Source organism: Rhizobium brockwellii, from assembly GCF_000769405.2.
In the GTDB taxonomy this organism is placed as follows: domain Bacteria; phylum Pseudomonadota; class Alphaproteobacteria; order Rhizobiales; family Rhizobiaceae; genus Rhizobium; species Rhizobium brockwellii.
In genome coordinates this window covers 116,065-139,694 of the sequence record NZ_CP053441.1, presented here as the reverse complement: position 1 = coordinate 139,694, position 23,630 = coordinate 116,065, and the positions used below count along the sequence as shown (strand labels likewise).

Genomic DNA, 23,630 nt, shown 5'->3' with positions numbered 1-23,630 from the left:
ATGCTGGCACTTCGCGACATCGAAACTCTTCGAATGCGCATGGCGGACGGCGTTCATCTCGCAGCCGACGTCTATCGTCCCGTCGGCCCGGAGCGCCATCCCGTTCTGGTAATGCGCCTGCCCTATGGGCGAAAGGTCGCCTCGACGGTCGTTCTGGCCCATCCCGCATGGTATGCGGGCCAAGGTTACGTGGTGCTGGTGCAGGATGTTCGTGGCCGTGGAGATTCGGAAGGGGTCTTCAGCATTCTCGAGGACGATGTCGCTGATGGCGCGCAGACATTGTCGCTGGCGGCCGATCTTCCCGGCGGCAACGGCATGGTGGCAAGCTATGGCTTCAGCTACCACGGCATGAACCAGTTCCTGGCCCTTGCCGGCGCCCGAAAATCCGGCGGGAAAGTGCCCGATGCGATGGCGATCGCCATGGCGGCTTTTGATGTGCGCAACCACTGGGCCTTCGAAGGCGACGGGTTCCGTCTGCAGTCCAACCAGATGTGGGCGTGCCAGATGGCCGTCGAAAATGCCCGGCTGGCCGGCGACCTCGCCGTTGCTCATATGTTGCATGCGGCTTTGCCCTTTCTGCATTCTGGCGTGATTTCGGGACGGCCGGAGGTGCTTGAGCTGGCATCGAGGTACACACATTACCATGACTGGCTTGCCGATGATCTGTCCTATTGGCAGGCAAGGTCGCCGCAATCGCTGCTTGAGGGCGTGACGCTCGACGTTCCCGTCCTGCATATGGGCGGCTGGAACGACATTATGCTTGAGGGTACATTTGCTGCTTTCGAGGCCTTTTCCGCGGGCGATGGTCTGCAGCGGCTCTCGATCGGCCCGTGGTCGCATATCCCCTGGGGTCGAAGGGTTGGGGCTCTGGATGCCGGGGCCGGTGCGGCAGACGGCATCGACCGCGAGATCGTCGCATTCTTCGACGAGGCGCTCAAAGGCCGCGAGAATCCTTACCCGAAGGTCCGGCTCTACGATGTCGTCAAAAAGGCCTGGGCCGGTTTCGAAAGCCTGCCCACAGCCGAGATGCTGGTGCTTCATCTCTCATCTGGCGGCCGGGCGGCCGCGACGAGCATCGATGGAACGCTTGCCGAGAAGCCGGGGCTCGCGAGCGCCGATTATCTCGTCCACGATCCATGGCGGCCGGCCCCGAGCGTCGGGCTGCATCTCGGCACGCCGCCGGATTTTGCCGACCGGGCGGCCATCGACGACAGGGCCGACGTGTTGGTCTACACCTCCGATCCCCTCGACCGGCCGCTCCTGCTGACCGGAGCCCCGAAAGTGGACCTCTTCGTCACCGCCGACAGGCCGAGTTTCGACCTGGATTGCACCTTGAGCATGCTCACCTCTGATGGGGCCGCCATCAGCGTGACGTCGGGACATAAAACCGTAAAGGCCGACGGCGCAGGATCGCCGGTTTCCGTCGCGCTGCGGCCCGTTCACGTTACGGTGCGGGCGGGACATTGCCTGCGTCTATCGATACAGGCGGCGTCGTTTCCCGCTTTCCCCGTCAATCCTGGCACCGGCGCACGCCCGCAGGACGCGGCCGTAACGGATCGGCTGGTCACGACCCTCGTGCTGCGGTCAGGCGATGGCTACCCCTCCACCCTGCGATTGCCGGTGATGCGGCAGGCCGATGCGAAAGACAGCCAATCGCATACGGTAGAGGAGAACGGACATGAGCCTTGATCACGAAAGCCTTCTCAGATTGACCTTCGAGATTGCGCACCGGGCCAAAGCCCATGGCAATATGCCCTTCGGCGCGCTTCTTGCCGGTCCCGGCGGTGAAATCCTTCTTGAGCAAGAAAACGGATATTTCCCCGACCTCGATGCAACGGCCCATGCCGAGCGCCTGTTGGCGACGCGTGCCTCGAAGCTCTATCGCGAGCCGTTTCTGGCGCAGTGTACCTTGTACAGCTCGGCGGAACCCTGCGCCATGTGCGCCGGCGCCATCTACTGGGTCGGCATCGGCCGGGTCGTCTACGGCCTTTCCGAACATCGGCTGAAGGCCATGACAGGGGATCACCCGGACAACCCGACAATGAATTTGCCATGCCGCGATGTGTTTTCGGCGGGCCAGAAAAGCATCGAGGTCATCGGACCCTTGATTGAGACGGAAGCGGAAGCTGTTCACCGGGACGCCTGGCAACCAACTGTGTGAATGCAAGCGGGCATTCCGTTTTCAACGAGGAGTTTAGATCCATGGTACCAAAAGAAAGCACTTCGGACGAACTGAGAACGCTGCTAGCCGACATGCCGGCATGGGGTTCTGAATTTTCGCGCACATTCGCCAATCATGCGCCGATGGTCCTCGTCGCGCTGGACCGGATCGGCGGCGGGTCGGCTCAGCTTCGACGGTTCTTCCATCACTACCGAGACGCCAAGCAGCTTGCGCCCTTCGCCCAGCCATTGAAGCGCTTGGATGGCAAGAGCTGGAAAGCCGCCGTCGGAATGCGTGAGCGTGAGCCCGATCTGCGCGTCTTCTTTGCCGGCGAGGTGGCGCGGCTCGGAATACACGAGGCACTGGAGCTTTATCTTCCCGATCTTGCCGACGGCATTGGCGCCAGCGCTTTTCACGCGCTGATGCGGGCGGCCTACGGGGTACTTCGCGTCGACGAGACCGATGTCGCCATTGCGCTCGCCTACTGGAGCGCCACCTATCTGCCGCTGCCCGAAGCAAAAGGGACACCGGCGATCACGCACGACCCGGCCGAAGTCTTGGCCATGACCGCTGCGATCAAGCCCTTGCATGGCATGCAGCTTCACGACCTTCTTTGGCAGAACATGCGTGACGCCGGCAACGTGCTCGAATTTGCGCCCGTCGTCGATTGGCTCGACATCGGGCCGGACACGATGGAAAAAATGGCGGCAACTGCGCTCGCCATATTTGCAGCAACCCAGCATTTCGCCGCATTGCACATCATTACAGGGCTGCATTGGATCCGTCTCCTTGAGCCGCATTGCGATGAGGCGACCCTCCATCGGATGTTGCGGGTGTTCTGGCAGGGGATCGCCGCTCTGATGGGCGAACTCGGGTTTCCCGAGATGCCGGATAGAACGGCAGTCGATCGCTGGCGTCATATCCAGGTGCCGGATTGGCCCGAAATGCATGCGATCGCCGCGCAAAGCTACGACGAGCACGATATCAGTCTCGCCTTTTCCGCCAGCGAGGAAATGAAAGTCTATGGCGACCCGCTCTACCGCGTCGTGGTCGCTCGCCGCCTCGGATTGATCGGAGACTACACGAAATGAGCCTTGAAGAGCCGATGTCGGGTGACTGCATCATTGAAGCCGGAACCGTGCTGTGCGGTATTTTGCCTGACGGCACCATGTCCATGCGCCACGACGTGGGCCTCCGTGTCGCTGGCGGCATGATCGCGCAGATCGGGCCTCTTGCCGCCGTTGGCTACGGCAACGAGCATCTTGCCCGCTTCGGATCTCCCGACATGATCGCCATGCCGGGGCTGGTCAACAGCCACCACCATTTCGGGATCACGCCTTTGATGCAGGGCGTGCCCTTCGCGCCTCTGGAACTATGGCTGCCGCAGTTCCGGGCGATGCGGCAGGTCGATGTCCGGCTGGATACGCTCTATTCGGCGATCGAGATGTTGGAAAGCGGTACGACGATGGTGCAGCATATCAACAGTGGACTTGCGGGCGCACCCGAGAGCTGGATGGCGACGGCCGACGCCACGCTCAAGGCCTATACCGATATCGGCATGCGGGCCGGCTTTTCCTTCATGATCCGCGATCGCAATATTCTGACCTATGACGAAGACGCCAGGGTGCTGGCCACCCTTCCCGAAGCCGTTCGCAGCTGGATCGCCCCCAAACTCGACGCCTCGAACATCCCGATCGCAGACCTGATGACATTTTATCGCGCGCTCAGGGAAAGCTGGTTCGACGCACGGCCGGATCACGTCCGCATCAATCTCGCCCCCGCCAATCTGCACTGGTGCACCGACGAGTGCCTCCAGACGATTTTCGAGACGGCCCGCGAAACCGACGCGCAGGTCCATATGCATCTTCTGGAGACCGAGCGGCAATCAAGCTTCGCCCACAACACTTTCGGCCACAGCGCCGTCCAGCATTTGAAGGCACTCGAATGCCTCGGGCCAAACGTCACGCTCGGGCACGGCAACTGGATGAGCCGTGAGGATCTCGACATTATAGCCGATTGCGGCTGCAGCATGTGCCACAATGCCTCATCCGGCCTGCGGCTCGGCAGCGGCATCGCTCCCGTCAACGAAATGCGCCGTCGCGGCATTAAGATAGCGCTCGGCATAGACCAGTCGAACATCGCCGACGACCGGGACATGACGCTGGAAATGAAATTGGTCTGGGCACTGCACCGCGAAACGGGCCTGTGGAACGACCGTCCCGATGCTGGTGCCGTGCTGCAGATGGCGACGGAACATGGCGCCAAAACCGTCGGCTTCGGCGGCTTTACGGGCCGGCTCGAACCGGGTCAACAGGCCGACATCGTGCTGATGGACCGCCGCAAGATCGGCAGGCCGCATGTGAACTCCCGCACGCCGGCTGTGGAGAGTGTCATGCATCGCGGCGGACGGCATGCCATCACGCAGGTGTTCGTCGGCGGCCGTCTCGTCGTCGATAGCGGAAAAGTTGTGACAATCGACAGGGAAGCGGTTCTTGCGGAAATCGGCGAGCAACTGGAACGGCCCGAAACGGCAGGTGAAAGGCAAGCCTGGGATGCGATCGATGCCCTCCTGCCCCATCTTGCGGCCTATCACCGCAATTTCACGCCGTCAGCCGGATATCGCCACTATCGATATAACGCAATGGCAGACGGCGAGTAGAAGCGACCTGCGCATCGTGATGGATCCTCGCAGAATATGCGGTATACGACTGAAATTGTACCGGAAAGTTCGATTATTTTTACCCTGTTTTGGGTCGTTTTGGCCAGTTAGATTAGGGCCGGCCCGCCTTCTTCCCAGATTGGCCGCATCGCCGGCGCATTGACCTGGCTCGATGTCCATGGAAAGGGCCCCAGGAAGCCTCGGCCACATCACGAGATCGAAACCAAGGAATATGACATCGCCCGCTTTGAGGAGATCAAGGTGACTTATGTGAAGGCGCTCGAGCGGCGAGGGCAGGCGGCAAGATCCAGTTTCCTCACTTCGAACGAAGCAACGTTAAGTTTGTCGCAGGATGCCGGCCTCCTTCGCCGCAGCCTCAAATGCAGCTCGCGCTTCCGCACCGGGAACAACGCCATTCGCCGCGTCCAGACATACCTTCCGCGCTGTCGCGTAGCTTGCGCTTCTGTTATCGGGCCAGGATTTCTTCAAAAATGCGACCGCCTCTCGAGCGCTCCTGATGACGTGATGACGATCATCTATCTTCAATTCGACGTTCGCATCCCAGATGCTGATCATGGCGTCCTCCGTGGGGCAGGCTTCCCACAAACGTATATTAGGAAGATCTGTTCCAAGCGGACGATCCGGCCGGAATTTTGGCAGCAGCATGAGGCTCTTTCGTTTTAACCCAACAACCGCTCGCGATAGCCTTCGCTGTTGCGCTGCGTCCTACCGCCGTGCTTCGAAAGCCTCGCCTTATCTTCGGTTAAGCGCCTTCGATTCGGCTCTGAAGGGGCATTCAAGAAAGGGGTGACAGGATGTCGATCCGGCCATGCGAGTCACGTCCCCAAATCGCCAAACGCCCCATCCCCACGCAAAAGCCCCGCGGTTGTTGCGACCGCGGGGCTTCTTGACGCCTCACCCGGGAGAGGGGGTGTCAGGCGGCCTGTACTTTGCGGGTCGTGCGTGCCCATTCGGGCAGCCAGTCGCCGTGGGTGGCGAGCAGATCGTCGACCAGCGACCAGATCTGGTCGAGGTCGAGTTCGGCTGCCGTATGCGGGTCCATCATCGCGGCGTGGTAGATGTGCTCGCGATTTTCCGTCATCAGCGCCCGCACCGTCAGCTCCTGCACGTTGATATTGGTGCGGATCAGCGCGGTTAGCTGCGGCGGCAGGTCACCGATGAAGGTCGGCTGGATGCCGGAGGCATCGACGAGGCAGGGCACCTCGGCGGCGCAATTGGTCGGCAGCGAGGTGATGCAGCCATTGTTGCGGACATTGCCGTAGATCACCGAGGGTTCGCCGGTCCAGACCGAATTGATGATCGAGGAGGCATATTCCTTCGACGGCTGAACCTCGATCTTGTCGGCTGAACGATAGGCCTCCGCCTGCCCTTTCCAGCGCTCGATCTGCTCGATGCAACGCTTCGGATATTCATCGAGCGGAATGCCGAATTTCTCGATCAGGTCGTCGCGGCCCTCCTTGATGAAATAGGGCGTGTATTCGGCGAAATGCTCCGAGCTTTCGGTGACGAAATAGCCGAGCCGCGTCAGCATCTCGTAGCGCACCTTGTTCGGGCAGCGCGGGTTCCAGCCGGGCTTCGGCGCCCTGCCCTCGCGATAGGCGCGCAAGAGGTCGGGATAGAGGTTGCGGTAGGATCCGTCCGGCTGGCGATGCTCGAATTTGAGATAGAAGGCCATGTGGTTGATGCCGGCCGCCCGATAGCGGATTTCCTCGTAGGGGATGTCGAGGTCGTGGGCCAGTTCCATCGCCGTGCCCTGCACCGAATGGCAGAGGCCGACCTGGCGGATGGTTGGATATTTCTCCGATATCGCCCAGGTGTTGATCGCCATCGGGTTGACATATTGCAGCATGATCGCCTCGGGGCAGACGGCGAGCATGTCCTCGCAGACCTTCCAGAGATGCGGCACGGTGCGAAGCCCGCGCATGATGCCACCGACGCCGAGCGTATCGGCGATCGTCTGGCGCAACCCGTATTTCTTCGGCACTTCGAAATCGGTGACGGTGCAAGGCTCATAGCCGCCGATCTGGAAGGCGACGACGACGAAGTCGGCGCCCGCAAGCGCCTTGCGCTGGTCGGAATAGGTCTCGGCCTTCGCCTTCACGCCGAGCGTCGAGATCAGCTTGTTGACAACGATGGCGCTTTCTTCCAGCCGCTGCGGATTGAGATCCATCAAGGCGATGGTCGCACCTGACAGCGCGGGACGCTGCAGCACGTCGCCGACGATGTTCTTCATGAAGACGGTGGAGCCAGCTCCGATGAACGTGATTTTGGGATTTCTTGCCATTATAACCTCCGGCATTCGGCAATCATGCTACCTCGAAAGCGGCCTTGACGAGCCGTTCGGTGTAAGCGGTCTTGGGATGGGATAAAACTTCGTTGACGGGACCCTCTTCGACGATCTTGCCATGCTGCATGACGATGACGCGATGGCAGAGCGCGCGCACGACCTTGAGATCGTGGGAGATGAAGAGGTAACTTAAGCCGCGCTCGTCCTGCAGCTTGCGCAGCAGTTCGATGATCTGCGCCTGGACGGAAAGGTCGAGCGCCGATGTCGGCTCGTCGAGCAGGATGAATTCCGGTTCCAGCGCGATGGCGCGGGCAATGGCGATGCGCTGGCGCTGGCCACCGGAAAATTCGTGCGGGAAGCGCGACAGGATATTGCCCGGCATGCCGGCGGCGACAAGCGCCTCGCGCACCCGGTCCTGCCGTTCGCCCTTGGTCGCGCCCAGCCTGTTGACGACCAGCCCCTCCTCGATGATCTGGCCGATCGTCATGCGTGGGTTGAGCGATGAAAAAGGATCCTGGAACACCACCTGCATACGGGCGCGCAAGGGCCGCATCTCGGCCCGGGACAGTCCGTGGATCGGCTGATTGTCGAAACGGATCTCGCCGCTGTCGGGCGTGTTCAGCCGCAGGATCGCCTGGCCGAACGTCGTCTTGCCGGAACCGGATTCGCCCACCAGCCCCAGCGTCTCGTGACGGCGCAGCGTCAGGTCGAGGCTGTCGACGGCGACAAGCTCACGCATCGCCGGCTTGAGAAAGGTACCGTGACGCATCATGAAGGAGACGCGCACGCCCTTGGCATCGAGGATGACATCCGACCCTTCCGGCAGCGGATTGGCCTCGCCACGCGGCTCGGAGGCAAGCAGATGCTTGGTGTAGGCGTCCTGCGGATTGGCAAACAGAGCTTCGGTGGTGTTGTGCTCGCGCACTTCACCATACTGCATCACATAGACGTAATCGGAGAACTGCCGCACCACGGTCAGGTCGTGGGTGATGAGGATGACGGCCATCCCCAGTTCCTTCTGCAGGTTGCGGATCAGGTTCAGGATCTGCGCCTGCACGGTGACGTCGAGGGCCGTCGTCGGCTCGTCGGCGATCAGCACATCCGGATCGTTGGCAAGCGCCATGGCGATCATCACGCGCTGTCGCTGGCCGCCGGAAAGCTGATGCGGATATTGCATGAGCCGCGCGGCGGGATCGGGGATTTGCACATGTTCCAGCAGTTCGAGCGCGCGCTTTTGCGCATCCCTTTTGCTGATCCGGCGATGCACGCGGATCGCTTCGACGATCTGGCTTCCGATCGTATAGATCGGGTTCAGCGAGCTCATCGGCTCCTGGAAGATCATCGAGATGCGGTCGCCGCGCAGCTTGCGGCGCGCCCGCTCGGAGAATTTCAGGATATTGCTGCCGTCATAGGCGACCGTCGATTTCTCGGAGACGACGGCGCGCTTCGACAACAGCCCCATCACCGTTCGCGCCGTTACCGATTTACCTGATCCGGATTCGCCGACGATCGCGATCGTCTCGCCGCGATAGAGCTGGAAGGAGACGTCCTTGACGGCTTCGACCATGCCGTCTTCGACCTTGAAATTCACCGCCACGTTGCGGGCGTCGATAACAGGTGTGTCCGAACGGCCATCATGGTCATGGCGGACGGGTGGGGCGAAGGAATTGACCAATGCAAGTGCCATATCAATCACCTCAATAAGGATCGACCGCGTCGCGCAATCCGTCGCCGAGCGCGTTGAACGCGAAGACGGTGGCAAGCACGAAGCCGACGGGAGCGAGAATCCAGGGATAGGAGCCGATGACCGAATAGGTCGCCGTATCCTGCAGCATCAGCCCCCAGGAGATCAGCGGCGGCTTGACGGCGAAGCCGAGGAAACCGAGGAAGGATTCCAACAGCACGACGCTCGGTATGTGCAGCGTCACCGCGACGATGACGTGGCTCATCACGTTCGGGAAGATGTGCTGCATGATGATGCGCGTGTCGGTGGCGCCGACGGCCATGGCCGCCCGGACATAATCGATGCGGGCGAGCGCCAAGGTCTTGCCGCGCACCTCGCGCGACATTTGCGCCCAGCCGAGCGCCGACATGACGACGATGACGAAGGCAAGGAAGACATTGGTCGGCGCCGTCACCGGGATCAGCGAGGTCAGCGCCAGGTAGAGCGGCAATTGCGGGAAGGCCAGCACCAGGTCGACGAAACGCTGCAGCCAGACATCGAAGGTCCCGCCGAAGTAACCCGACACCATGCCGACGGTCGTGCCGATGATGGTGACGATGAAGACAACCGTCAGGGCGATCGTCAGCGAGATGCGCGAGCCGATGATGGCGCGCGACAGCACGTCGCGGCCGAACTTGTCGGTGCCGAGAAAATGCACCGGCTGGCCGTCGGTCGATCCAAAGAAGTGCCGGTTGGCCGGGATCAGGCCGAAAAGCCGGTATTCGGCACCCTTGACGAAGAAGCCGAGCAGCCGCGGATTATCGTAATCCATGCCGACGATCGGCTGGAAGGTAACCGGATCGAGCTCTTCGGAATCCGACAGCGCGTAGACGCGCGGCTGGAAGACGAAATTGCCATCCTTGTCGTGGAAGCTCATCACCTGTGGCGGCGCGAAGCCGACATCGGTCGCCTTCGGATCCATCGGCGCAAAGAAATCGGCAAAGATCGCCATGAGGATTAGCATCACGACGAGCACGAGCCCGGCCATGCCGGTCCAGGAACGTCTCAACCGGCGCCAGACAAGGGCGATATAGCTCTCATGCCCACGCGATGGCTTGGTCACGATGTCGGTTGTCGGCGGCGTTGCAGAAGAGTCGAAAGCAAGCATCTCAGGCTCCTCCATATTGGCGGACACGCGGATCGAGAAGAGCGAGCAGCATGTCGGCGATGATGTTGCCGATGATCAGGGTGGCCGACAGCACCATCATGAAGGTGGCGGTGACATAGACGTCGCCGACGGCCATCGAGCCGACGATCGCCGGACCGACGGTCGGCAATGCGAAGATGATGGCGGTTTCGATCTCGCCGGTCAGCATATAGGGCAGCACGACGCCCTGGTACATCACCAGCGGGTGCAGCGCGTTCGGCACCGCATGACGCATCACCACGGCTGCTCCGGAAAGCCCCTTGGCCTTGGCCGTCTCGACATATTGGGCGTTCAGCGTATCGAGCAGATTGCCGCGCATCACCCGCATGTTGTAGGCGAGCCCGCCGAAGGTGGCGATCGCGACGACCGGCCAGACATGGTGGACGAGATCGACGAATTTCGCCCAGGACCATGGCGCGCCGCCATATTGCGGCGAGAAGAAGCTGCCGATCTCGGAAACATTGAGCTGGAAGACCAGGAGATAGACGATGATCAGCGCCATCAGGAAGCGCGGCACCGTCATGCCGAGGAAGGAAATTCCCGATAGCAGGCTGTCGATCCAGCTGTACTGTCGCGTTGCCGCCCAGATGCCAAAACCGATGCCGAGCACCGAGGCAAAGAGATGGCAGACGAGCGCCAGAAGCAGGGTCCTCGGCAGGCGTTCGCCAACGACATCGGCGACCGGCTTGTTATAGAACATGCTGTATCCGAAATCGCCGCGCGTCACGATGCCGCCGATCCAGTTGACGTATTGGACGACCAGCGGCTTATCGAGCCCGTGTTCGACACGGTAAGCCTGCGCCTGCTCTTCGGCCTGCGCATAGGACGCGCCACCCTGGTTGATCAGCTGGGAGCGGATGTAGTCGGCGTAGTCGCCGGGTGGGGCCTGGATGATCGCGAAAGTCACCACGCTCAGGATGAAGAGAACGGGGATCGCGGAGGCTATGCGCACGAGCAGGAATCGTAACATTAGACGGTTCGCTTCTCCTTGCCGCCAGTCGCTCCTCGTCAGCGCGGCCGGCTTGTTGGTCTTGCCCGGCCGCGCGCTGCACGCGCGGCCGGAAGCTCACTTCAGCTGGGAGGGAGCTCTAGTTTATTGGACCCTTGTCGCCGGGCTTGCCGGGCAGCTGTTCGGGGAACAGCTCGTATTTGCCCTGCTTGTCGGCGGCCACCCACAGGCGTTCGCGGATAACCGAATCTTCAGCCCAGTTGAACATCATGATCGGCGTACCCTGGGGCACGTTGGAGAACCGCTTGTTGACGATCAGGGCGCCCGGATATTCCGTCAGGCCGACGGTGTTGACGTGCTCCGTCGAGATCTTCTGATACTGCTTCATCAGATCGACGCGCTCGTCGTTGCTTTGGCTCGTCCTGAACTTGTTGACGACATCGACAAGCTCCTTCTCGAACGGCATCAGATCAAGCTGATCATCCTTGCCGGCGCGATGATGCCAGCTGGTGCGCGGACCGACAGGGGCAAGCTGTTCGGTATTCTGCACCACCGACGACAGTTCCGTCGTGTTGCGCTGGATCAGCCAGTCGAAGCGGCCGGCATAATGGGCGTCATCACGCTTGGCGCCGTCGAGCGCATTGATGACGATCTTCAGCCCCAGCTTCTCCATCTGGCCGACGACACCTTCGGCAAGGCTCTTGTCGGTCGTGTACTGATTGTTGATCAGCATGACGATTTCGACATCCTTGCCGCCGAGCGTGCCGGCCGGGAAGTTCACGATGCCGTTGCCGTCGGTGTCCTTGAGGCCGGCCTTGGCGAGTTCCTCCTTGGCGCCCTTAAGATCGAAGGGATAGTAGACGGTCGAGTTGCGGTCGTAGAAGCTGGTGCCGGAGGAGAGCCCACCGGGATAGATCGCGGTGAACGGCCCCTTGACCAGCGAGTCGCCGATCGCCTTGCGGTCGAGCGCCATGGTGACGGCCTTGCGGAAATCCTCGTTGCGGTTCAGCTCGCGGATCGCCTCACCGCGCTCGTCCGGGTTGCCCCAGCCGTTGGCGGAGAAGTTCATGCGAAGATTGTAGCCGATGAGGCGCGGGCCGAAGGCGAGACGGGCGGGTGCGGTCTTTTCCGCGGCACGCTTCAGCGAGGCGACGAAATTCTCGGGTTGCTCGAGGTTGGAGAAATCGGCTGATCCCGCCACGGCCTGAACGTCGCGGTCGGCCCAGGTCGAGAGCTTGTAGTGCAGCTCGTTCAGATAGGGCAGCTGATCGCCCTTCTCGTCGACCTTCCAGTAGTAAGGGTTGCGGCGCATGACGATGATATCGTCGGAGCGATATTCCACCGGCACCCAGGCGCCCATGACCGGCATGTTCATGAACTCCGGCGGGAAAGCGTTCTTGAACTGGTCGTAGGTGTTCTTCGAATATTTCGGATGCTTCGGCTTGAGGATATGCGACGGACCCGGGCAGAAGTTCGGGTAGGACATCGTATAGAGATATTGTTTCGGGAAGGCCTCCTTGAAGGTCCATTCGACGGTGTAATCGTCGACCTTCTTCAGCGTCGTTCCGACGCCGAAAGCTTCCGGCGAGGCGCCGCCGCCAAGCGGCGAGACGTTCGGGTCGACGACTTCATCGTCCCAGTAGAACATGATGTCGTCGGCGTTGAACGGCGCGCCGTCGGACCATTTGGCGCCTTCGACCAGGTGCATGGTCAGCTTATGGCCGTCTTGCGACCAATCCCAGCTCTTGGCGAGGTTCGGCAGCGGCTCGGTGTCGGAGGCCTGCACCTGGAACAGCGGCGCGGTGCGCGTCAAGCATTCGGAAAGGCCGATATCGATGCCGCCCCAGCCCTGCGTCTGGCCGGCGCCATAGTTCCAGCCTTCCGGCCGGCCGCCGATGACGTGGCGCATCGTATCGCCGTAGACACCGATGCCGTCGGGCATATTGCCGGTCTTGAAGACCATTGGCTCCTTCGGCAGGCGGTCCTTGACCGGCGGCAGCTTGCCGGTGGCGACGAAATTCTTCGTGACCCAGTCGGGCTCGTGATATTCGGGCAGCGCCTTGAACTCCAGGATGGAGTCGCGCGCAACATAGTTGATCTTGCCTTCGGCCGGGAAGTCCGCCGGCGCCGGCGGAACGGTTGGCTCGGAGGCATATGCATTCAGCGCCGCGGCTGAGACGCTGAGCGCCAGTCCGGCCAGAATGCCTGCGTTACGAAAATTCATCATCGTTTCTCCCTCTTGTTCCGGAGCACGGCTCACGCGGCTCCTTTTTCCTCGAACGACATGAAAGCGGGCCTGACGCCATGGACTTCCCTCCCGGAAACCCATGACGACCCATCCTTCAAGAAAATCAGACGGCCTGTTTCAGCGCCGCCTTTTCCGCGCGCAGCTCCTCGATCGAGCGGACGTTGCGGCGTGCGGCCCCCGCCCAGTCGCGGGTCTGCACCTTCGATTTCGACAGCCGCTCCCTGGCGGCCGGCACGGCATGCGCATATTGCGGCAGCCAGCGCGCCTGGGCGACGACCATTTCATCGACCATCTGCCAGACCTCTTCCGGCGTCGAGACGGCGCCGACCAGCGGATCGTGCAGTACGGCAAGCTTTAAGAGGTCGATATCGCCCGATATTGCCGCATGCACCGACATGCGCTGGACATTGATCGAGGCGATGCAGGTGGCCGCACAAGCTTCCGGCAGGGTGACGCCGGAGACCATGTTGATGCCGAAGCGATCCACGAAGCCCGGCGATTCGATGATCGCATCGGACGGCAGGTTGGTGATGACGCCGTTGTTCTTGACGTTGAAATGGCCGCGATAGACCCGGTTCGTCTCCAGCGCCTCGAGGATATGGCTTGCATGTTCGTTCGAGCGCTTGGCGGGATCGATCGGCTTTGCAGCGGATTCCAGGAATTGCGGATATTCCGTCTCGAACCAGTTGCGCGTTTCGGTGGAATGGCGGAGATAGCCGCCGGTCTCGCCGTGGATCCAGTCGGACATGTCGATCCAGCGGGTGATTTCGTCCGGCCGCTTGCGATACCAGGGCAGGTATTCCGAGAGATGGCCGTTGCTTTCGGTGGAATAGACGCCGAAACGCTTCAGCACGTCGATGCGCAATTTCTCCTGCTGCGAATAGACGGGATGCGCCTCGAAGGCGGAGATCAGCTCGTCCTTGCCGATCCTGCGGCCGTTGAGGCGCAGGTCGATGAACCAGGTCTGATGGTTGATGCCGGAGCAGATATAGTCGAGCTCGCTCAGCGACTTGGCGCCGAGCACCTCGGCGATCTGTTCGGCGCCATGCTGGACGCCGTGGCAGAGACCGACGGTATCGACCTTGCCATATTCGATCGCCGCCCAGGTGTTCATCGCCATCGGGTTGGCATAGTTCAGGAATTTCGCGCCGGGCTCGGCGACCTCGCGGATATCCTTGCAGAAGTCGAGGATGACCGGAATGTTGCGCTGGCCATAGAGAATGCCGCCCGCGCAGATCGTATCGCCGACACACTGGTCGATGCCGTATTTCAGCGGGATCCGGATATCGTCGGCATAGGCCTCGAGCCCACCGACCCGGACGCAGCTGATGATATAACGCGCGCCTTCCAGCGCCTGGCGCCGGTTGGTCGTCGCCGTCACCTTCGTCGGCAGCCCGTTCGCCTCGACGACGCGGTCGAGGATTGCCTTGATCATTTCGAGATTATGCTCGCTGAGATCTGTCAGCGCGAATTCGACGTCGCGAAACTCGGGAACGCACAATATATCGGTAAACAGCTTCTTGGTGAAACCGACGCTGCCCGCACCGATGATAGCGATTTTGAAACTCATGATCTTCACCTCGACCCAATCGAATGCTAAGGAAAAGAAGGCCATGGAGGATCAGGCCGCATGCTGACGCATGTGGCTGAAAACGCCGTAAAATCTGCCTTTTTCCTCCCGGCCGCTCTGTCGACCGTGGTCTCTTCCTCTTGTCGGCCGGGATTATGCCCGAAATCGGCAGGGCGACCAGAGAAGGATTATGCTTTCGGGGGTAATTTTGTGCTGCAAGATTTGATCGCCAACGGACAGTCGATGAGGACGGTTTCTCTGCCCCGCGGCCGCCAGCGATTGCATGCCATGCCGACCAGCGCCGGCTATGAGGTGCGCGAGAACGAGAGCTATGACTGGGACGGCCGCCGGCGCGGCCAGACGCCCTTCACCGTGTTGCAGCACACGATCAGCGGCAGCGGCAAGTTGCGCTATCAGAATCGCAACTATCGCCTTCAGGGCGGCGATACACTTCTGGTGCTCGTCCCGCACAATCATCGCTACTGGCTGGAGAAGGGCGACCGCTGGGAATATTTCTGGATCTCGATGAATGGCGAGGAAACGCTGCGCATCCACCAGATGGTGCTGTCGACCGCCGGGCCGGTGCTGAAGCTGCAGCCCTCGACCATCGATCATCTCGCCGATTGCAGCCTGCGCCTGGTCAAGGGCGCAACGTCCCCGGGTGCCGCCTCGGCGATCGCCTATGAAGCGGCGATGGCGCTTTACGACGATGTCTTCGGCTCGTCGGCCTTTGCCGCTGAACTCAGCCTCATGCAGCCGGTGATCGACCATATCAATGCCAATCTCGAAAAGCCGCTGCCGGTGAGCGAACTCGCCGGTATCGTCGGCCTCAGCCGCGCGCATTTCTCGCGCAGCTTCGCCGAGAGCGAGGGCATGCCGCCGGCCGAATTCGTGCTGCAGCAACGCCTGCAGCGCGCCGTCAAGCTTCTGACCAAGGCCGACTTCCTGCCGGTCAAGGAAGTCGCCATCATGTGCGGCTTCGAGGACCCCAACTATTTCTCCAAGGTCTTCCGCCGCGTCTACGGCACCAACCCCACCGAATTCCGCACGACGGGCATGTATGCCAGCATCGGCAAGCTGAGATAGCCGGCCGCCTGGCAACCCGGTTGTTTCAAGCCCGCACCTCGAACACCATGTTAAACGGCGTTTCCGTCGCACGACGGAAATGCGTAAATCCGGCGTCGCGCGCGACCTTGCGAAGTTTCATTTCTCCCGCCTGCGCGCCGAGCCCGAGCCCCACCTCCTGGGAGAGCGATGCCGGCGTGCAGATCATCGTCGACGCTCCATAATAGACGCGCCCGACCGGGTTGAGATTGTCCTTGAGTTGGTCATGGGCAAAAGGCTCGACGATCAGCCACGTCCCATTCGGCCCAAGCGTGTCCTTGACATGTCGGCCGGCGCCGACGGGATCGCCCATATCGTGAAGGCAATCGAACATGGCGACCATATCATAGCCGCGCCCCGGAAATTCCGCCGCCGAGCCCTGCTCGAAGGTCACACGGTCAGCAACACCCGCATCCTTCGCGGCGGCCTTTGCTCTTTCGATCGACGGGCCATGATAGTCGAAGCCGGTAAAGCGGGACGCGGGATAGGCTTGCGCCATCAGGATGGTCGATGCCCCATGACCGCAGCCGACGTCGGCGACACTGGCGCCAGCCTTGAGCTTCGCCTCGACCCCGGCCAGAGCCGGTATCCATTCGGCGACGAGATGGCTGTTATAGCCCGGACGAAAGAACCGCTCCGTTCCCCGAAAGAGGCAGGTGCTATGCTCATGCCAGCCGAGACCCTTGCCGGTGCGGAAGGCATCGGCGACCTTTGACTCGTCCATCCACATGGATTGGACGACCTCGAAGGCTCCGACGAAGAAGGCCGGGCTGTTTTCCTCGGCAAACACCATCGCCTGTTCCGGCGTCAGGCTGAAACGATCGGTCTTTTCATCGTACGCAACATAGTCCGCAGCGGCCTGGGCGCTCAGCCATTCCCTGAGATAGCGCTCCTTTACTCCGGTTTTCGCGGCCAGATCCTGGACGCTCATCGGCGTTCCGTCGGCCATCGCTTTGAAGATTCCGACCTGGTCGCCAAGCACGACCAAGGCACCTGACATGGCGGCGCCGACGTCACCAACGAGACGACCGACGAGCGCATCGAGTTTCTGCATATCTGGCTCACGCATTGTAACCTCCCGGGTGCGTGATAAGGGGCTTTAAAATTAGGCTTTAATAATATTCAGTCAATCAACCTCCCCTTTCACTGGATGAGCGGAGTTATTAAAGGTCGAAAGAATCTCGTCGCGCGATAACATCTGGATTCCATTCCAGCGAACGGCAACCGCCTCTCGGCACGGCCCCAATCCATGTGTTTGCTCTCATCATCGCTTGTATCGAGATTGCGTTTTTAATATAATCTTCCCGAGGCAGAATCACACTTTTGATGCAAGGTTATTGTTTTGTGTCTATCCTCCGCTCAATGCCGCGCTGCTCGTGCCCTTTTGGCATGGTCACAGGACGACCTGTCTTCGGCCTCGAAAGTCGCCAAAGCGACGATTGCTAATTTCGAGGCGGGGAAGCGTTCTCCCTACGAACGAACCCTTCAGGATGTGAAGCACGCCCTGGAAGGCGGCGGCGTTATTTTCATCCCTGAAAATGGTGGGGGTGCGGGTGTTCGCCTTGCAAAACGCGCGCATGCGTCGATCGACACGAATGAAACCGAGACGGTTCAATATGAAGAATATCTCAAAAACGACGCACCGCCCGGTGCAGGTGGCTGAATGATGGCAAAGAAAGAAAAGCTCGAACACTCCGAACTGGCGGGAGAATTCACCGACGACGGGATCACCGTGCTCGTCGATATCTTCCGCACATTCGGCAGCAATGAAGACTGGACGATGGAAGTGGTCACGCAGGCGGAAGATCTGATCCGCTGGGACGAGCCATTTGCGACCGACCGGGATGCCTTCGACGAATTCCTGGCCGTCGTCGCGCGCGACGGCATTCGATCGTTTCTCGAAGATGAAGAGCCATCCGTGCATTGAGGAATATTTGTGAAAAGCATCAATGATCTCGTCGCATCGGCGAAGACCGTCTGCGATCGATACCGGGCCGGGCGGATGGAGCGCGAGACCGTGCGGGAATGGGTTCTCGGACTTGGCGCCTATCCGCCGCCGCATGGTGACCGCGTGCGCGAAGCAGCCGAATGGTTCCGGCTGCACAATCGCGAGCCTGTTTCCGAAGACATCGTGCTGGTGGACATCGACCGACTTGCAGCGATTGCAGCGCCTTGATCGTCGCGGCGCCGGCGCTGTTTTGCGGTTGTCTCGCCGCCTCGATCCGGACTGGCGCAATTACGCCGTTACTAGGCGGCGTAGGACCAATGACGATCACGCGCCTTATGCATAATACCCTCATCGCAGCTTCCATGCGGAGCGGTCTGGGGGTTCCGCTGTTTCGGCAAATGTGACACCCCTTACGAGGCTGGCATGGCTCCTGCATCTCACGCGCGAAGCGTACGTCAAGCGCGGCTAGGTCATTTTAATTCGTGCGATAAATAGAAGGAACAGCACGTGGCAGCATTTCCGGAAAAGGCAAAGGTCGTCATCATCGGGCTCGGCGGTATCGTCGGCGCCTCCATCGCGCATCATCTCGTCGAGCGGGGATGGGACGATATTGTCGGCATCGATAAGTCGGGCATACCGACCGATATCGGCTCGACAGCCCATGCCTCGGACTTCTGTTACACCACCAGCCATGACTATCTGTCGGTCTGGACCACGCAATATTCGATCGATTTCTACGAGAAGATGGGCCATTACGCCCGCATCGGCGGCCTCGAAGTGGCGCGCACCGGCGACGATGCCTGGATGGAGGAAATCAAGCGCAAGCTTTCCTCGGCACGCGCTTTCGGCACGCGCGCTCACTATGTCAGCCCTTCCGAGATCAAGGAGAAGTTCCCGCTGATCGAGGAAGATCAGGTGATGGGCGGCCTTTACGATCCGGATGCCGGCCTCGTCATTCCGCGCTCGCAGACCGTTGCCGGCAAGCTGGTCGATGCCGCCGAAAAGGCCGGCAAGCTGCAGGTGTTCGGCAACACGCCGGCGAAGTCGCTGATCGTCGAAGGCGGTCGCATCAAGGGCGTCGTCACCCATCGCGGCACGATCATGGCCGACCACGTCATCGTCTGTGCCGGCCTCTGGGGGCGCCTGATCGCGGAGATGGTCGGCGAAGACCTGCCGGTCATGCCGGTCGACCACCCGCTCACCTTCTTCGGTCCGTATAACGAGTTTGAAGGCACCGGCAAGGAAATTGGCTTCCCGCTGCTGCGCGACCAGGGCAACTCCGCCTATATGCGCGATACCGGCGACCCGGCGACGACGGAGGGCGGCCAGATCGAGTGGGGCTATTACGAGACCACCAATCCGCGCATGTGCCATCCGCGCGACATTCTCGAAAAACACGAAGCGCGCCTCTCGCCCTCGCAGCGCGACCTCGAGATGGAACAGATCATCGAGCCGCTCGAGCGCGCCATGGAACTGACGCCGATCCTCGGCGAACTCGGCTATAACGAAGGTCACTCCTTCAACGGCCTGTTGCAAGTTTCCGCCGGCGGCGGCGCATCCTGCGGCGAGAGCCAGAAGGTGCGCGGTCTCTGGTATTGCGTTGCCATCTGGGTCAAGGACGGCCCGGGCTATGGCAAGCTGATCGCCGACTGGATGACCGATGGCCGTACTGAAATCGATCACAACAGCATCGACTATGCCCGCTTCTATCCGCATCAGTTGACGGAAGAGTTCATCGAGGGCCGCTGCTACGAAGCCGCCCAGAAGATCTATTTCCCGGCTGTTCACACCCGCGAACCCTATGCATCCGGCCGCAATGCCAAACGCTCGCCCTTCTACGAGCGCGAAAAGGAGCTTGGCGGCTACTTCATGGAACTTGGCGGCTGGGAGCGTGCGCACGGCTACGCCGCCAACGAGCACCTTCTGGAGAAATACGCCGACCGCGTCCCGGTTCGCGAGAACGAATGGGACAGCCGCCATTTCTGGCGCGTGTCGAATGCCGAGCATCTGGCGATGAGCGAGGATTGCGGCATCGTCAATCTTAGCCACTTCCACATGGTCGATATCGAGGGACCTGACCATGTCGAACTGATGGAATGGCTGTGCGCCGCCAAGATCGGCGGCGATGCAAACATCGGCAAGGGCGTTTACACCCACTTCCTCGACGACGAAGGCATGGTCCGCGCTGACTTCACCGTCTTCCGCATGGCCGATCGGTGCCGTCTCGTCAACGGCGCCGATGCCGGACCGCGCGACCTGCACTATATGAAGCGCGTCGCCGAAGACCGTGGCCTTGACGTGATCATCACCGACGTCTCGGAAAAATTCGTAACGATCGGCATCTGGGGTCCGAACGCGCGCGACACGCTGAAGAAGGCTGTCGCCGATCCGGCCGGGCTCGATCAGGAAAACTTCGCCTTTGCGGCGATCAAGCCGATCGAAATCGCCGGTAAGCCTGTCACCGCCTTCCGCATTTCCTATGTCGGCGAGCAGGGCTGGGAACTGCACATGAAGTACGAAGACGGCCTCGCCGTCTGGGATGCGCTGCGCTCGACCGGCGTGATGGCCTTCGGCGTGGAGACCTATGCGAATTCGCGCCGCATGGAAAAGAGCCTGCGCCTGCAGAACGCCGACCTCTTGACCCAGTACAACCTGATCGAAGCCGATCTCGCCCGTCCGAAGGTCAAGGAAGCCGACTTCCGCGGCAAGGCAAAACATCTGGAATACAAAGCGCGTGAGCACCAGCCGGCCATGCTCTGCACCCTTGTGATGACCGAGAATACCGACAAATCAGGCGTGAAGCGTTATCCCGTCGGCAACATGCCGGTTGTCGATCCCGCCACGGGCGAGGTTCTGGTCGACGAGCTTGGCCGTCGATCCTACACGACCTCGGTCGCCTACGGCCCAACGGTCGGCAAGAACATTGCCTTGGCCTACCTGCCCTGGTCGCATTGCCAGGTTGGACGCCGGCTGAATGTCGAGTATTTTTCCGAGAGCTATCCGGTGGAGGTCGTCAGCGTCGGGTACAAGCCGATCTACGACCCAGAAAATCTGAAGCCGCGCACCTAAGCGCATCAGCCCCGCAAATCGGAATCGATTTTCGGAAAGCACGTGCGAGGATTGAAAGTGTTACAGCGCCGCGTGTCTTAAAAGACGCGCGGCGCTGTATGCGTTCCAGAACTTGTGACGCCGCAAGGACGGGGCGCCACAGACATGAGGTTGATTGTCAGCGCCACTCTGAACTGCGGCTCGGATGGTCGCTGGTGACCGGATCCGTCACCTGTCCGCTTCCGACGCTCTGGATGCTGGCGCTATTTTACGGTTGCCTCGCAGTCGGATTGGAAGTCAGGATGCGCGACGTCATCATTGGAATTCAATAGCGAGGGATTTTGACCGACAACCGCTCACACTTTTCGGCATCATGCTCTGGCGAGTGGACAGTCGATGCTTGATAATCCCACATGGTCCGGAGTGCTTGCCGATCCTGTCGTCCAGGCAGGGACGTTGGCTGTGGTCGGTGCGATCGTCACGCGCATAGCGCTTCGGCCCTTCCCGAGCTGGAAGCTCGCCGGCCAGGTGTTTTTCTTCGCGGCGCTCACCGTCCTGCTGCTCTATCATGACATCGTGCCCTACGAAGTCGGGCCGGCGCCGGCTTCGACCTTCGAACGCGTCTTCATCGCCCTTGCCAAGGTGGTCTGGTGGATCAATGCCGCCTGGGCACTGATCGCCTTCGTCCGCGTCTTCCTGATCTTCGAACGCCAGCCGAGAGAAGGTCGCCTCGTTCAGGATCTGGTCATCGGCCTGATCTATCTCGGCGCAATCCTCTCGGTGGTCGCCTATGTCTTCAGCTTTCCCGTCGGCACGCTGATCGCCACGTCGGGTGTCTTTGCCATCATCCTCGGCTTGGCGATGCAGAGCACCCTGAGCGACGTCTTTTCGGGCATCGCGCTCAATCTCGGCCGGCCCTACGCGATCGGCGACTGGATCGTGCTGAATGACGGTATCGAAGGCCGTGTCGTCGAAACCAACTGGCGTTCCACCCATCTGCTGAACGGCTCGAACGACCTTGTCGTCCTGCCCAACAGCTTTCTGGCCAAGATCGGGCTGACCAATCTCAGCAGCCCCGACCGCAGTCATGGCGCCTCACTGACGGTCCGGGTGGTGCCGACGATCGGGCCGTCGGCGATCATCGAGGTCATGCGCGCCGTGCTTTTGAGCAGCGACTCGATCCTGACCGAGCCGAAACCCGGTGTGCAGATCAAATCGCTGACATCGGATGCAGTGGAACTGGAACTCTCCTTCCGCGTCAGGGATATCGGCCAGGCGGGACCGGCAAAGAACGAGATATTCGATCTCCTCTACCGCCATATCAAGGCCGCAGGCCTCACCTTGGCCCGACCGCTCGACGCCGCCGGTCCACCGCCCGACCAGTTGCAGTCGGAAGAGGTGATAAAGCCGCACCGGCCGACGCCGCTCAAGCTTCTCGACGCCATCCCGCTGTTTTTCTCGCTGACCGAGGACGAGAAGGAAACGCTGGCAGCCTCCATGACGCGGCGGACCTACAAGAAGGACTCCATTCTCATCGAGCAGGGCGATACGGTCGCATCGCTGATGATCGTGCGCAGCGGCGCCCTCGTCGCCACGCGCCAGGAAGGCCATAAGGAAATCGAACTCGGCCGGCTGGCGCCGGGCGATTATTTCGGCGAAAGCGGGCTGCTGATCGGCGTCGGCGAGGCCGCCAGCCTGCGGGCGCTGACCTTCGTCGTCGTCTACGAGATTGCCCAGGCAAGCCTGACGCCGCTGCTGCACGACCGGCCCGGCATCGCCGAAGAGCTTGCCGCCACTTTGTCGCACCGCATCGAGACCGGCCAGCATTCCTTCGCGACCGAAGGCGCCGCGCTGAACGGTGGTTCGGTTGGCTCGCTGGTGACGCGTATCCGCCACCTGTTCAAGGTGCCGCAATAGGCTCCGCGCTATCTGATGTCGCCGCTTCCAGCGTCGGCGGCATCATCCGGCGCGCGGCTCGGAACGAACCGCTTCGAGATCAGCCAGCAGCCTAGCGCCCAGAGGGCGCCGGCGCACCACCCGGCGAAGACATCCGTGGGATAATGGACACCGAGATAAATCCGGCTCAAGCCGATGATCACCGCAAGGAAGACGCCGGTGCCTATGACGAAGATCCGCGTCGACCGGTAACGCTGTGTCCGGGCCAGCAGCGCCCCAAGCGTCAGATAGGTCACCGCCGAGACCATCGCATGCCCGGAGGGAAAGCTGAGATCGCTCACCTCGACCAGATGCGGCACGATATCAGGACGCGGCCGCGCGACGAGGATCTTTAAGAGCGTGCTCGCCAGCCAGCCTGTTAGTACCGAGGAAAAGACGAAGATCGCGATCGGCCAGCGCCGGTCGAGCAGAAGATAGACGGTGACGAGAACCGTCATCAGCGAGAGAACGGTGATACCGCCGAGGCTGGTGATATCGTCGACGGCATGCGTCAGCCAGCCAGGACCGATCGGCACGGCAAGTTCACCCGGCCGTCGCAACGCCAGCAGGATTGCCTCGTCGAAGCGAAATGTCTCACCCTCTAGGACTTCGCTCGTCAGCCGCTGTAGCACGAACAGTCCGCCCGCGATCGACGCGACCGTAATCAGCGTCAGCGGTTCATAGGCGGTAAGCCTTGTCAGAAAACCTCGTCGTTGAACCTCGGTCATGCCTGCCGTCGTGCTCCCTTTACACCATGTCGGTCTTCGCCAAATCGGCAATGCAACCCCGGGATTCAAGGTCCAGCGGCATTCTTTGGCCGCCATCCATGG

Annotated in this window: 20 protein-coding genes; 11 read left to right on the top strand and 9 right to left on the bottom strand. The window is 61.1% G+C overall.

Annotated elements, in window-relative coordinates:
- The 4 genes from RLCC275e_RS28745 to RLCC275e_RS28730 are packed head-to-tail and all read left to right on the top strand — an operon-like array spanning position 1 to position 4,820.
- Positions 1-1,689: a CocE/NonD family hydrolase gene (locus RLCC275e_RS28745; RefSeq protein WP_033183724.1), complete on the top strand. Its 1,689-nt coding sequence runs from the start codon at positions 1-3 to the stop codon at positions 1,687-1,689.
- Positions 1,679-2,161, top strand: coding sequence for a nucleoside deaminase (locus RLCC275e_RS28740; RefSeq protein WP_033183725.1), 483 nt, complete (start codon positions 1,679-1,681; stop codon positions 2,159-2,161). The genes RLCC275e_RS28745 and RLCC275e_RS28740 overlap by 11 nt, the downstream gene beginning before the upstream one ends.
- Positions 2,162-2,202: 41 nt before the next feature.
- Complete coding sequence (locus RLCC275e_RS28735) at positions 2,203-3,252, top strand: questin oxidase family protein (RefSeq protein WP_033183726.1); 1,050 nt, start codon at positions 2,203-2,205, stop codon at positions 3,250-3,252.
- A complete protein-coding gene (locus tag RLCC275e_RS28730; RefSeq protein ID WP_033183727.1) occupies positions 3,249-4,820 on the top strand; it encodes an amidohydrolase family protein in 1,572 nt (523 codons plus the stop codon). Before RLCC275e_RS28735 ends, RLCC275e_RS28730 begins: the two co-directional genes overlap by 4 nt.
- A gap of 336 nt (positions 4,821-5,156) precedes the next feature.
- On the opposite strand, the gene RLCC275e_RS28725 is transcribed toward RLCC275e_RS28730, so the two are convergent.
- The 7 genes from RLCC275e_RS28725 to RLCC275e_RS28695 all read right to left on the bottom strand — a co-directional run bounded on the left by RLCC275e_RS28725 (position 5,157) and on the right by RLCC275e_RS28695 (position 14,765).
- The gene (locus RLCC275e_RS28725) at positions 5,157-5,396 is read right to left on the bottom strand and encodes a DUF982 domain-containing protein (RefSeq protein ID WP_017992211.1); all 240 of its coding nucleotides are present in this window, start codon (positions 5,394-5,396) and stop codon (positions 5,157-5,159) included.
- A 358-nt stretch (positions 5,397-5,754) separates the two neighbouring features.
- Positions 5,755-7,125, bottom strand: a complete 1,371-nt coding sequence (locus tag RLCC275e_RS28720) for an alpha-glucosidase/alpha-galactosidase (protein WP_033183728.1) — start codon at positions 7,123-7,125, stop codon at positions 5,755-5,757.
- 22 nt (positions 7,126-7,147) lie between these two features.
- Positions 7,148-8,815, bottom strand: a complete 1,668-nt coding sequence (locus RLCC275e_RS28715; RefSeq protein WP_130708115.1) for an ABC transporter ATP-binding protein — start codon at positions 8,813-8,815, stop codon at positions 7,148-7,150.
- A 10-nt stretch (positions 8,816-8,825) separates the two neighbouring features.
- A complete protein-coding gene (locus tag RLCC275e_RS28710; protein ID WP_033183730.1) occupies positions 8,826-9,959 on the bottom strand; it encodes an ABC transporter permease in 1,134 nt (377 codons plus the stop codon).
- Between the two features lies 1 nt (position 9,960).
- Complete coding sequence (locus RLCC275e_RS28705) at positions 9,961-10,968, bottom strand: ABC transporter permease (RefSeq protein WP_012763387.1); 1,008 nt, start codon at positions 10,966-10,968, stop codon at positions 9,961-9,963.
- A gap of 118 nt (positions 10,969-11,086) precedes the next feature.
- Positions 11,087-13,174, bottom strand: a complete 2,088-nt coding sequence (locus RLCC275e_RS28700; RefSeq protein ID WP_033183731.1) for an ABC transporter substrate-binding protein — start codon at positions 13,172-13,174, stop codon at positions 11,087-11,089.
- A 124-nt stretch (positions 13,175-13,298) separates the two neighbouring features.
- Positions 13,299-14,765 carry an alpha-glucosidase/alpha-galactosidase gene (locus tag RLCC275e_RS28695; protein ID WP_033183891.1) on the bottom strand — a complete coding sequence of 489 codons (1,467 nt, stop codon included), beginning with the start codon at positions 14,763-14,765 and terminating at the stop codon, positions 13,299-13,301.
- Between the two features lie 60 nt (positions 14,766-14,825).
- On the opposite strand from RLCC275e_RS28695, the gene RLCC275e_RS28690 reads away from it, so the two are divergent.
- The gene (locus tag RLCC275e_RS28690; protein WP_171816978.1) at positions 14,826-15,851 is read left to right on the top strand and encodes an AraC family transcriptional regulator; all 1,026 of its coding nucleotides are present in this window, start codon (positions 14,826-14,828) and stop codon (positions 15,849-15,851) included.
- A 25-nt stretch (positions 15,852-15,876) separates the two neighbouring features.
- On the opposite strand, the gene RLCC275e_RS28685 is transcribed toward RLCC275e_RS28690, so the two are convergent.
- Complete coding sequence (locus RLCC275e_RS28685) at positions 15,877-16,938, bottom strand: class I SAM-dependent methyltransferase (protein WP_033183732.1); 1,062 nt, start codon at positions 16,936-16,938, stop codon at positions 15,877-15,879.
- Positions 16,939-17,211: 273 nt separating this feature from the next.
- Here RLCC275e_RS28685 and RLCC275e_RS28680 point away from each other — a divergent pair, with 273 nt between their 5' ends.
- The 6 genes from RLCC275e_RS28680 to RLCC275e_RS28655 all read left to right on the top strand — a co-directional run bounded on the left by RLCC275e_RS28680 (position 17,212) and on the right by RLCC275e_RS28655 (position 22,782).
- Positions 17,212-17,532, top strand: a complete 321-nt coding sequence (locus tag RLCC275e_RS28680; protein ID WP_033183733.1) for a helix-turn-helix domain-containing protein — start codon at positions 17,212-17,214, stop codon at positions 17,530-17,532.
- Between the two features lie 3 nt (positions 17,533-17,535).
- Positions 17,536-17,796 carry a hypothetical protein gene (locus RLCC275e_RS28675; RefSeq protein ID WP_033183893.1) on the top strand — a complete coding sequence of 87 codons (261 nt, stop codon included), beginning with the start codon at positions 17,536-17,538 and terminating at the stop codon, positions 17,794-17,796.
- Between the two features lie 9 nt (positions 17,797-17,805).
- The gene (locus tag RLCC275e_RS28670; protein WP_017957896.1) at positions 17,806-18,045 is read left to right on the top strand and encodes a hypothetical protein; all 240 of its coding nucleotides are present in this window, start codon (positions 17,806-17,808) and stop codon (positions 18,043-18,045) included.
- The gene (locus tag RLCC275e_RS34810) at positions 17,958-18,221 is read left to right on the top strand and encodes a hypothetical protein (RefSeq protein WP_082229844.1); all 264 of its coding nucleotides are present in this window, start codon (positions 17,958-17,960) and stop codon (positions 18,219-18,221) included. Before RLCC275e_RS28670 ends, RLCC275e_RS34810 begins: the two co-directional genes overlap by 88 nt.
- Before the next feature lie 103 nt (positions 18,222-18,324).
- Positions 18,325-20,886, top strand: a complete 2,562-nt coding sequence (locus RLCC275e_RS28660) for a GcvT family protein (protein ID WP_033183734.1) — start codon at positions 18,325-18,327, stop codon at positions 20,884-20,886.
- Between the two features lie 375 nt (positions 20,887-21,261).
- On the top strand, positions 21,262-22,782 hold the full coding sequence (locus RLCC275e_RS28655; RefSeq protein ID WP_033183735.1) for a mechanosensitive ion channel family protein: 1,521 nt from the start codon (positions 21,262-21,264) through the stop codon (positions 22,780-22,782).
- 8 nt (positions 22,783-22,790) lie between these two features.
- On the opposite strand, the gene RLCC275e_RS28650 is transcribed toward RLCC275e_RS28655, so the two are convergent.
- On the bottom strand, positions 22,791-23,528 hold the full coding sequence (locus tag RLCC275e_RS28650; protein ID WP_033183736.1) for a phosphatase PAP2 family protein: 738 nt from the start codon (positions 23,526-23,528) through the stop codon (positions 22,791-22,793).
- Between the last annotated feature and the right edge of the window lie 102 nt (positions 23,529-23,630).

Excerpts from the sequence above, each read along its gene's own strand:
- RLCC275e_RS28740 (WP_033183725.1), top strand. The coding sequence starts at position 1,679 with ATGAGCCTTGATCACGAAAGCCTTCTCAGATTGACCTTCGAGATTGCG.
- RLCC275e_RS28655 (WP_033183735.1), top strand. The coding sequence starts at position 21,262 with ATGCTTGATAATCCCACATGGTCCGGAGTGCTTGCCGATCCTGTCGTC.
- RLCC275e_RS28695 (WP_033183891.1), bottom strand. The coding sequence starts at position 14,765 with ATGAGTTTCAAAATCGCTATCATCGGTGCGGGCAGCGTCGGTTTCACC.
- RLCC275e_RS28675 (WP_033183893.1), top strand. The coding sequence starts at position 17,536 with ATGGCAAAGAAAGAAAAGCTCGAACACTCCGAACTGGCGGGAGAATTC.
- RLCC275e_RS28730 (WP_033183727.1), top strand. The coding sequence starts at position 3,249 with ATGAGCCTTGAAGAGCCGATGTCGGGTGACTGCATCATTGAAGCCGGA.
- RLCC275e_RS28745 (WP_033183724.1), top strand. The coding sequence starts at position 1 with ATGCTGGCACTTCGCGACATCGAAACTCTTCGAATGCGCATGGCGGAC.
- RLCC275e_RS28720 (WP_033183728.1), bottom strand. The coding sequence starts at position 7,125 with ATGGCAAGAAATCCCAAAATCACGTTCATCGGAGCTGGCTCCACCGTC.
- RLCC275e_RS28690 (WP_171816978.1), top strand. The coding sequence starts at position 14,826 with ATGCTGACGCATGTGGCTGAAAACGCCGTAAAATCTGCCTTTTTCCTC.
- RLCC275e_RS28700 (WP_033183731.1), bottom strand. The coding sequence starts at position 13,174 with ATGATGAATTTTCGTAACGCAGGCATTCTGGCCGGACTGGCGCTCAGC.
- RLCC275e_RS28725 (WP_017992211.1), bottom strand. The coding sequence starts at position 5,396 with ATGATCAGCATCTGGGATGCGAACGTCGAATTGAAGATAGATGATCGT.
- RLCC275e_RS34810 (WP_082229844.1), top strand. The coding sequence starts at position 17,958 with ATGGTTCCGGCTGCACAATCGCGAGCCTGTTTCCGAAGACATCGTGCT.
- RLCC275e_RS28735 (WP_033183726.1), top strand. The coding sequence starts at position 2,203 with ATGGTACCAAAAGAAAGCACTTCGGACGAACTGAGAACGCTGCTAGCC.
- RLCC275e_RS28685 (WP_033183732.1), bottom strand. The coding sequence starts at position 16,938 with ATGCGTGAGCCAGATATGCAGAAACTCGATGCGCTCGTCGGTCGTCTC.
- RLCC275e_RS28650 (WP_033183736.1), bottom strand. The coding sequence starts at position 23,528 with ATGACCGAGGTTCAACGACGAGGTTTTCTGACAAGGCTTACCGCCTAT.
- RLCC275e_RS28705 (WP_012763387.1), bottom strand. The coding sequence starts at position 10,968 with ATGTTACGATTCCTGCTCGTGCGCATAGCCTCCGCGATCCCCGTTCTC.
- RLCC275e_RS28715 (WP_130708115.1), bottom strand. The coding sequence starts at position 8,815 with ATGGCACTTGCATTGGTCAATTCCTTCGCCCCACCCGTCCGCCATGAC.
- RLCC275e_RS28710 (WP_033183730.1), bottom strand. The coding sequence starts at position 9,959 with ATGCTTGCTTTCGACTCTTCTGCAACGCCGCCGACAACCGACATCGTG.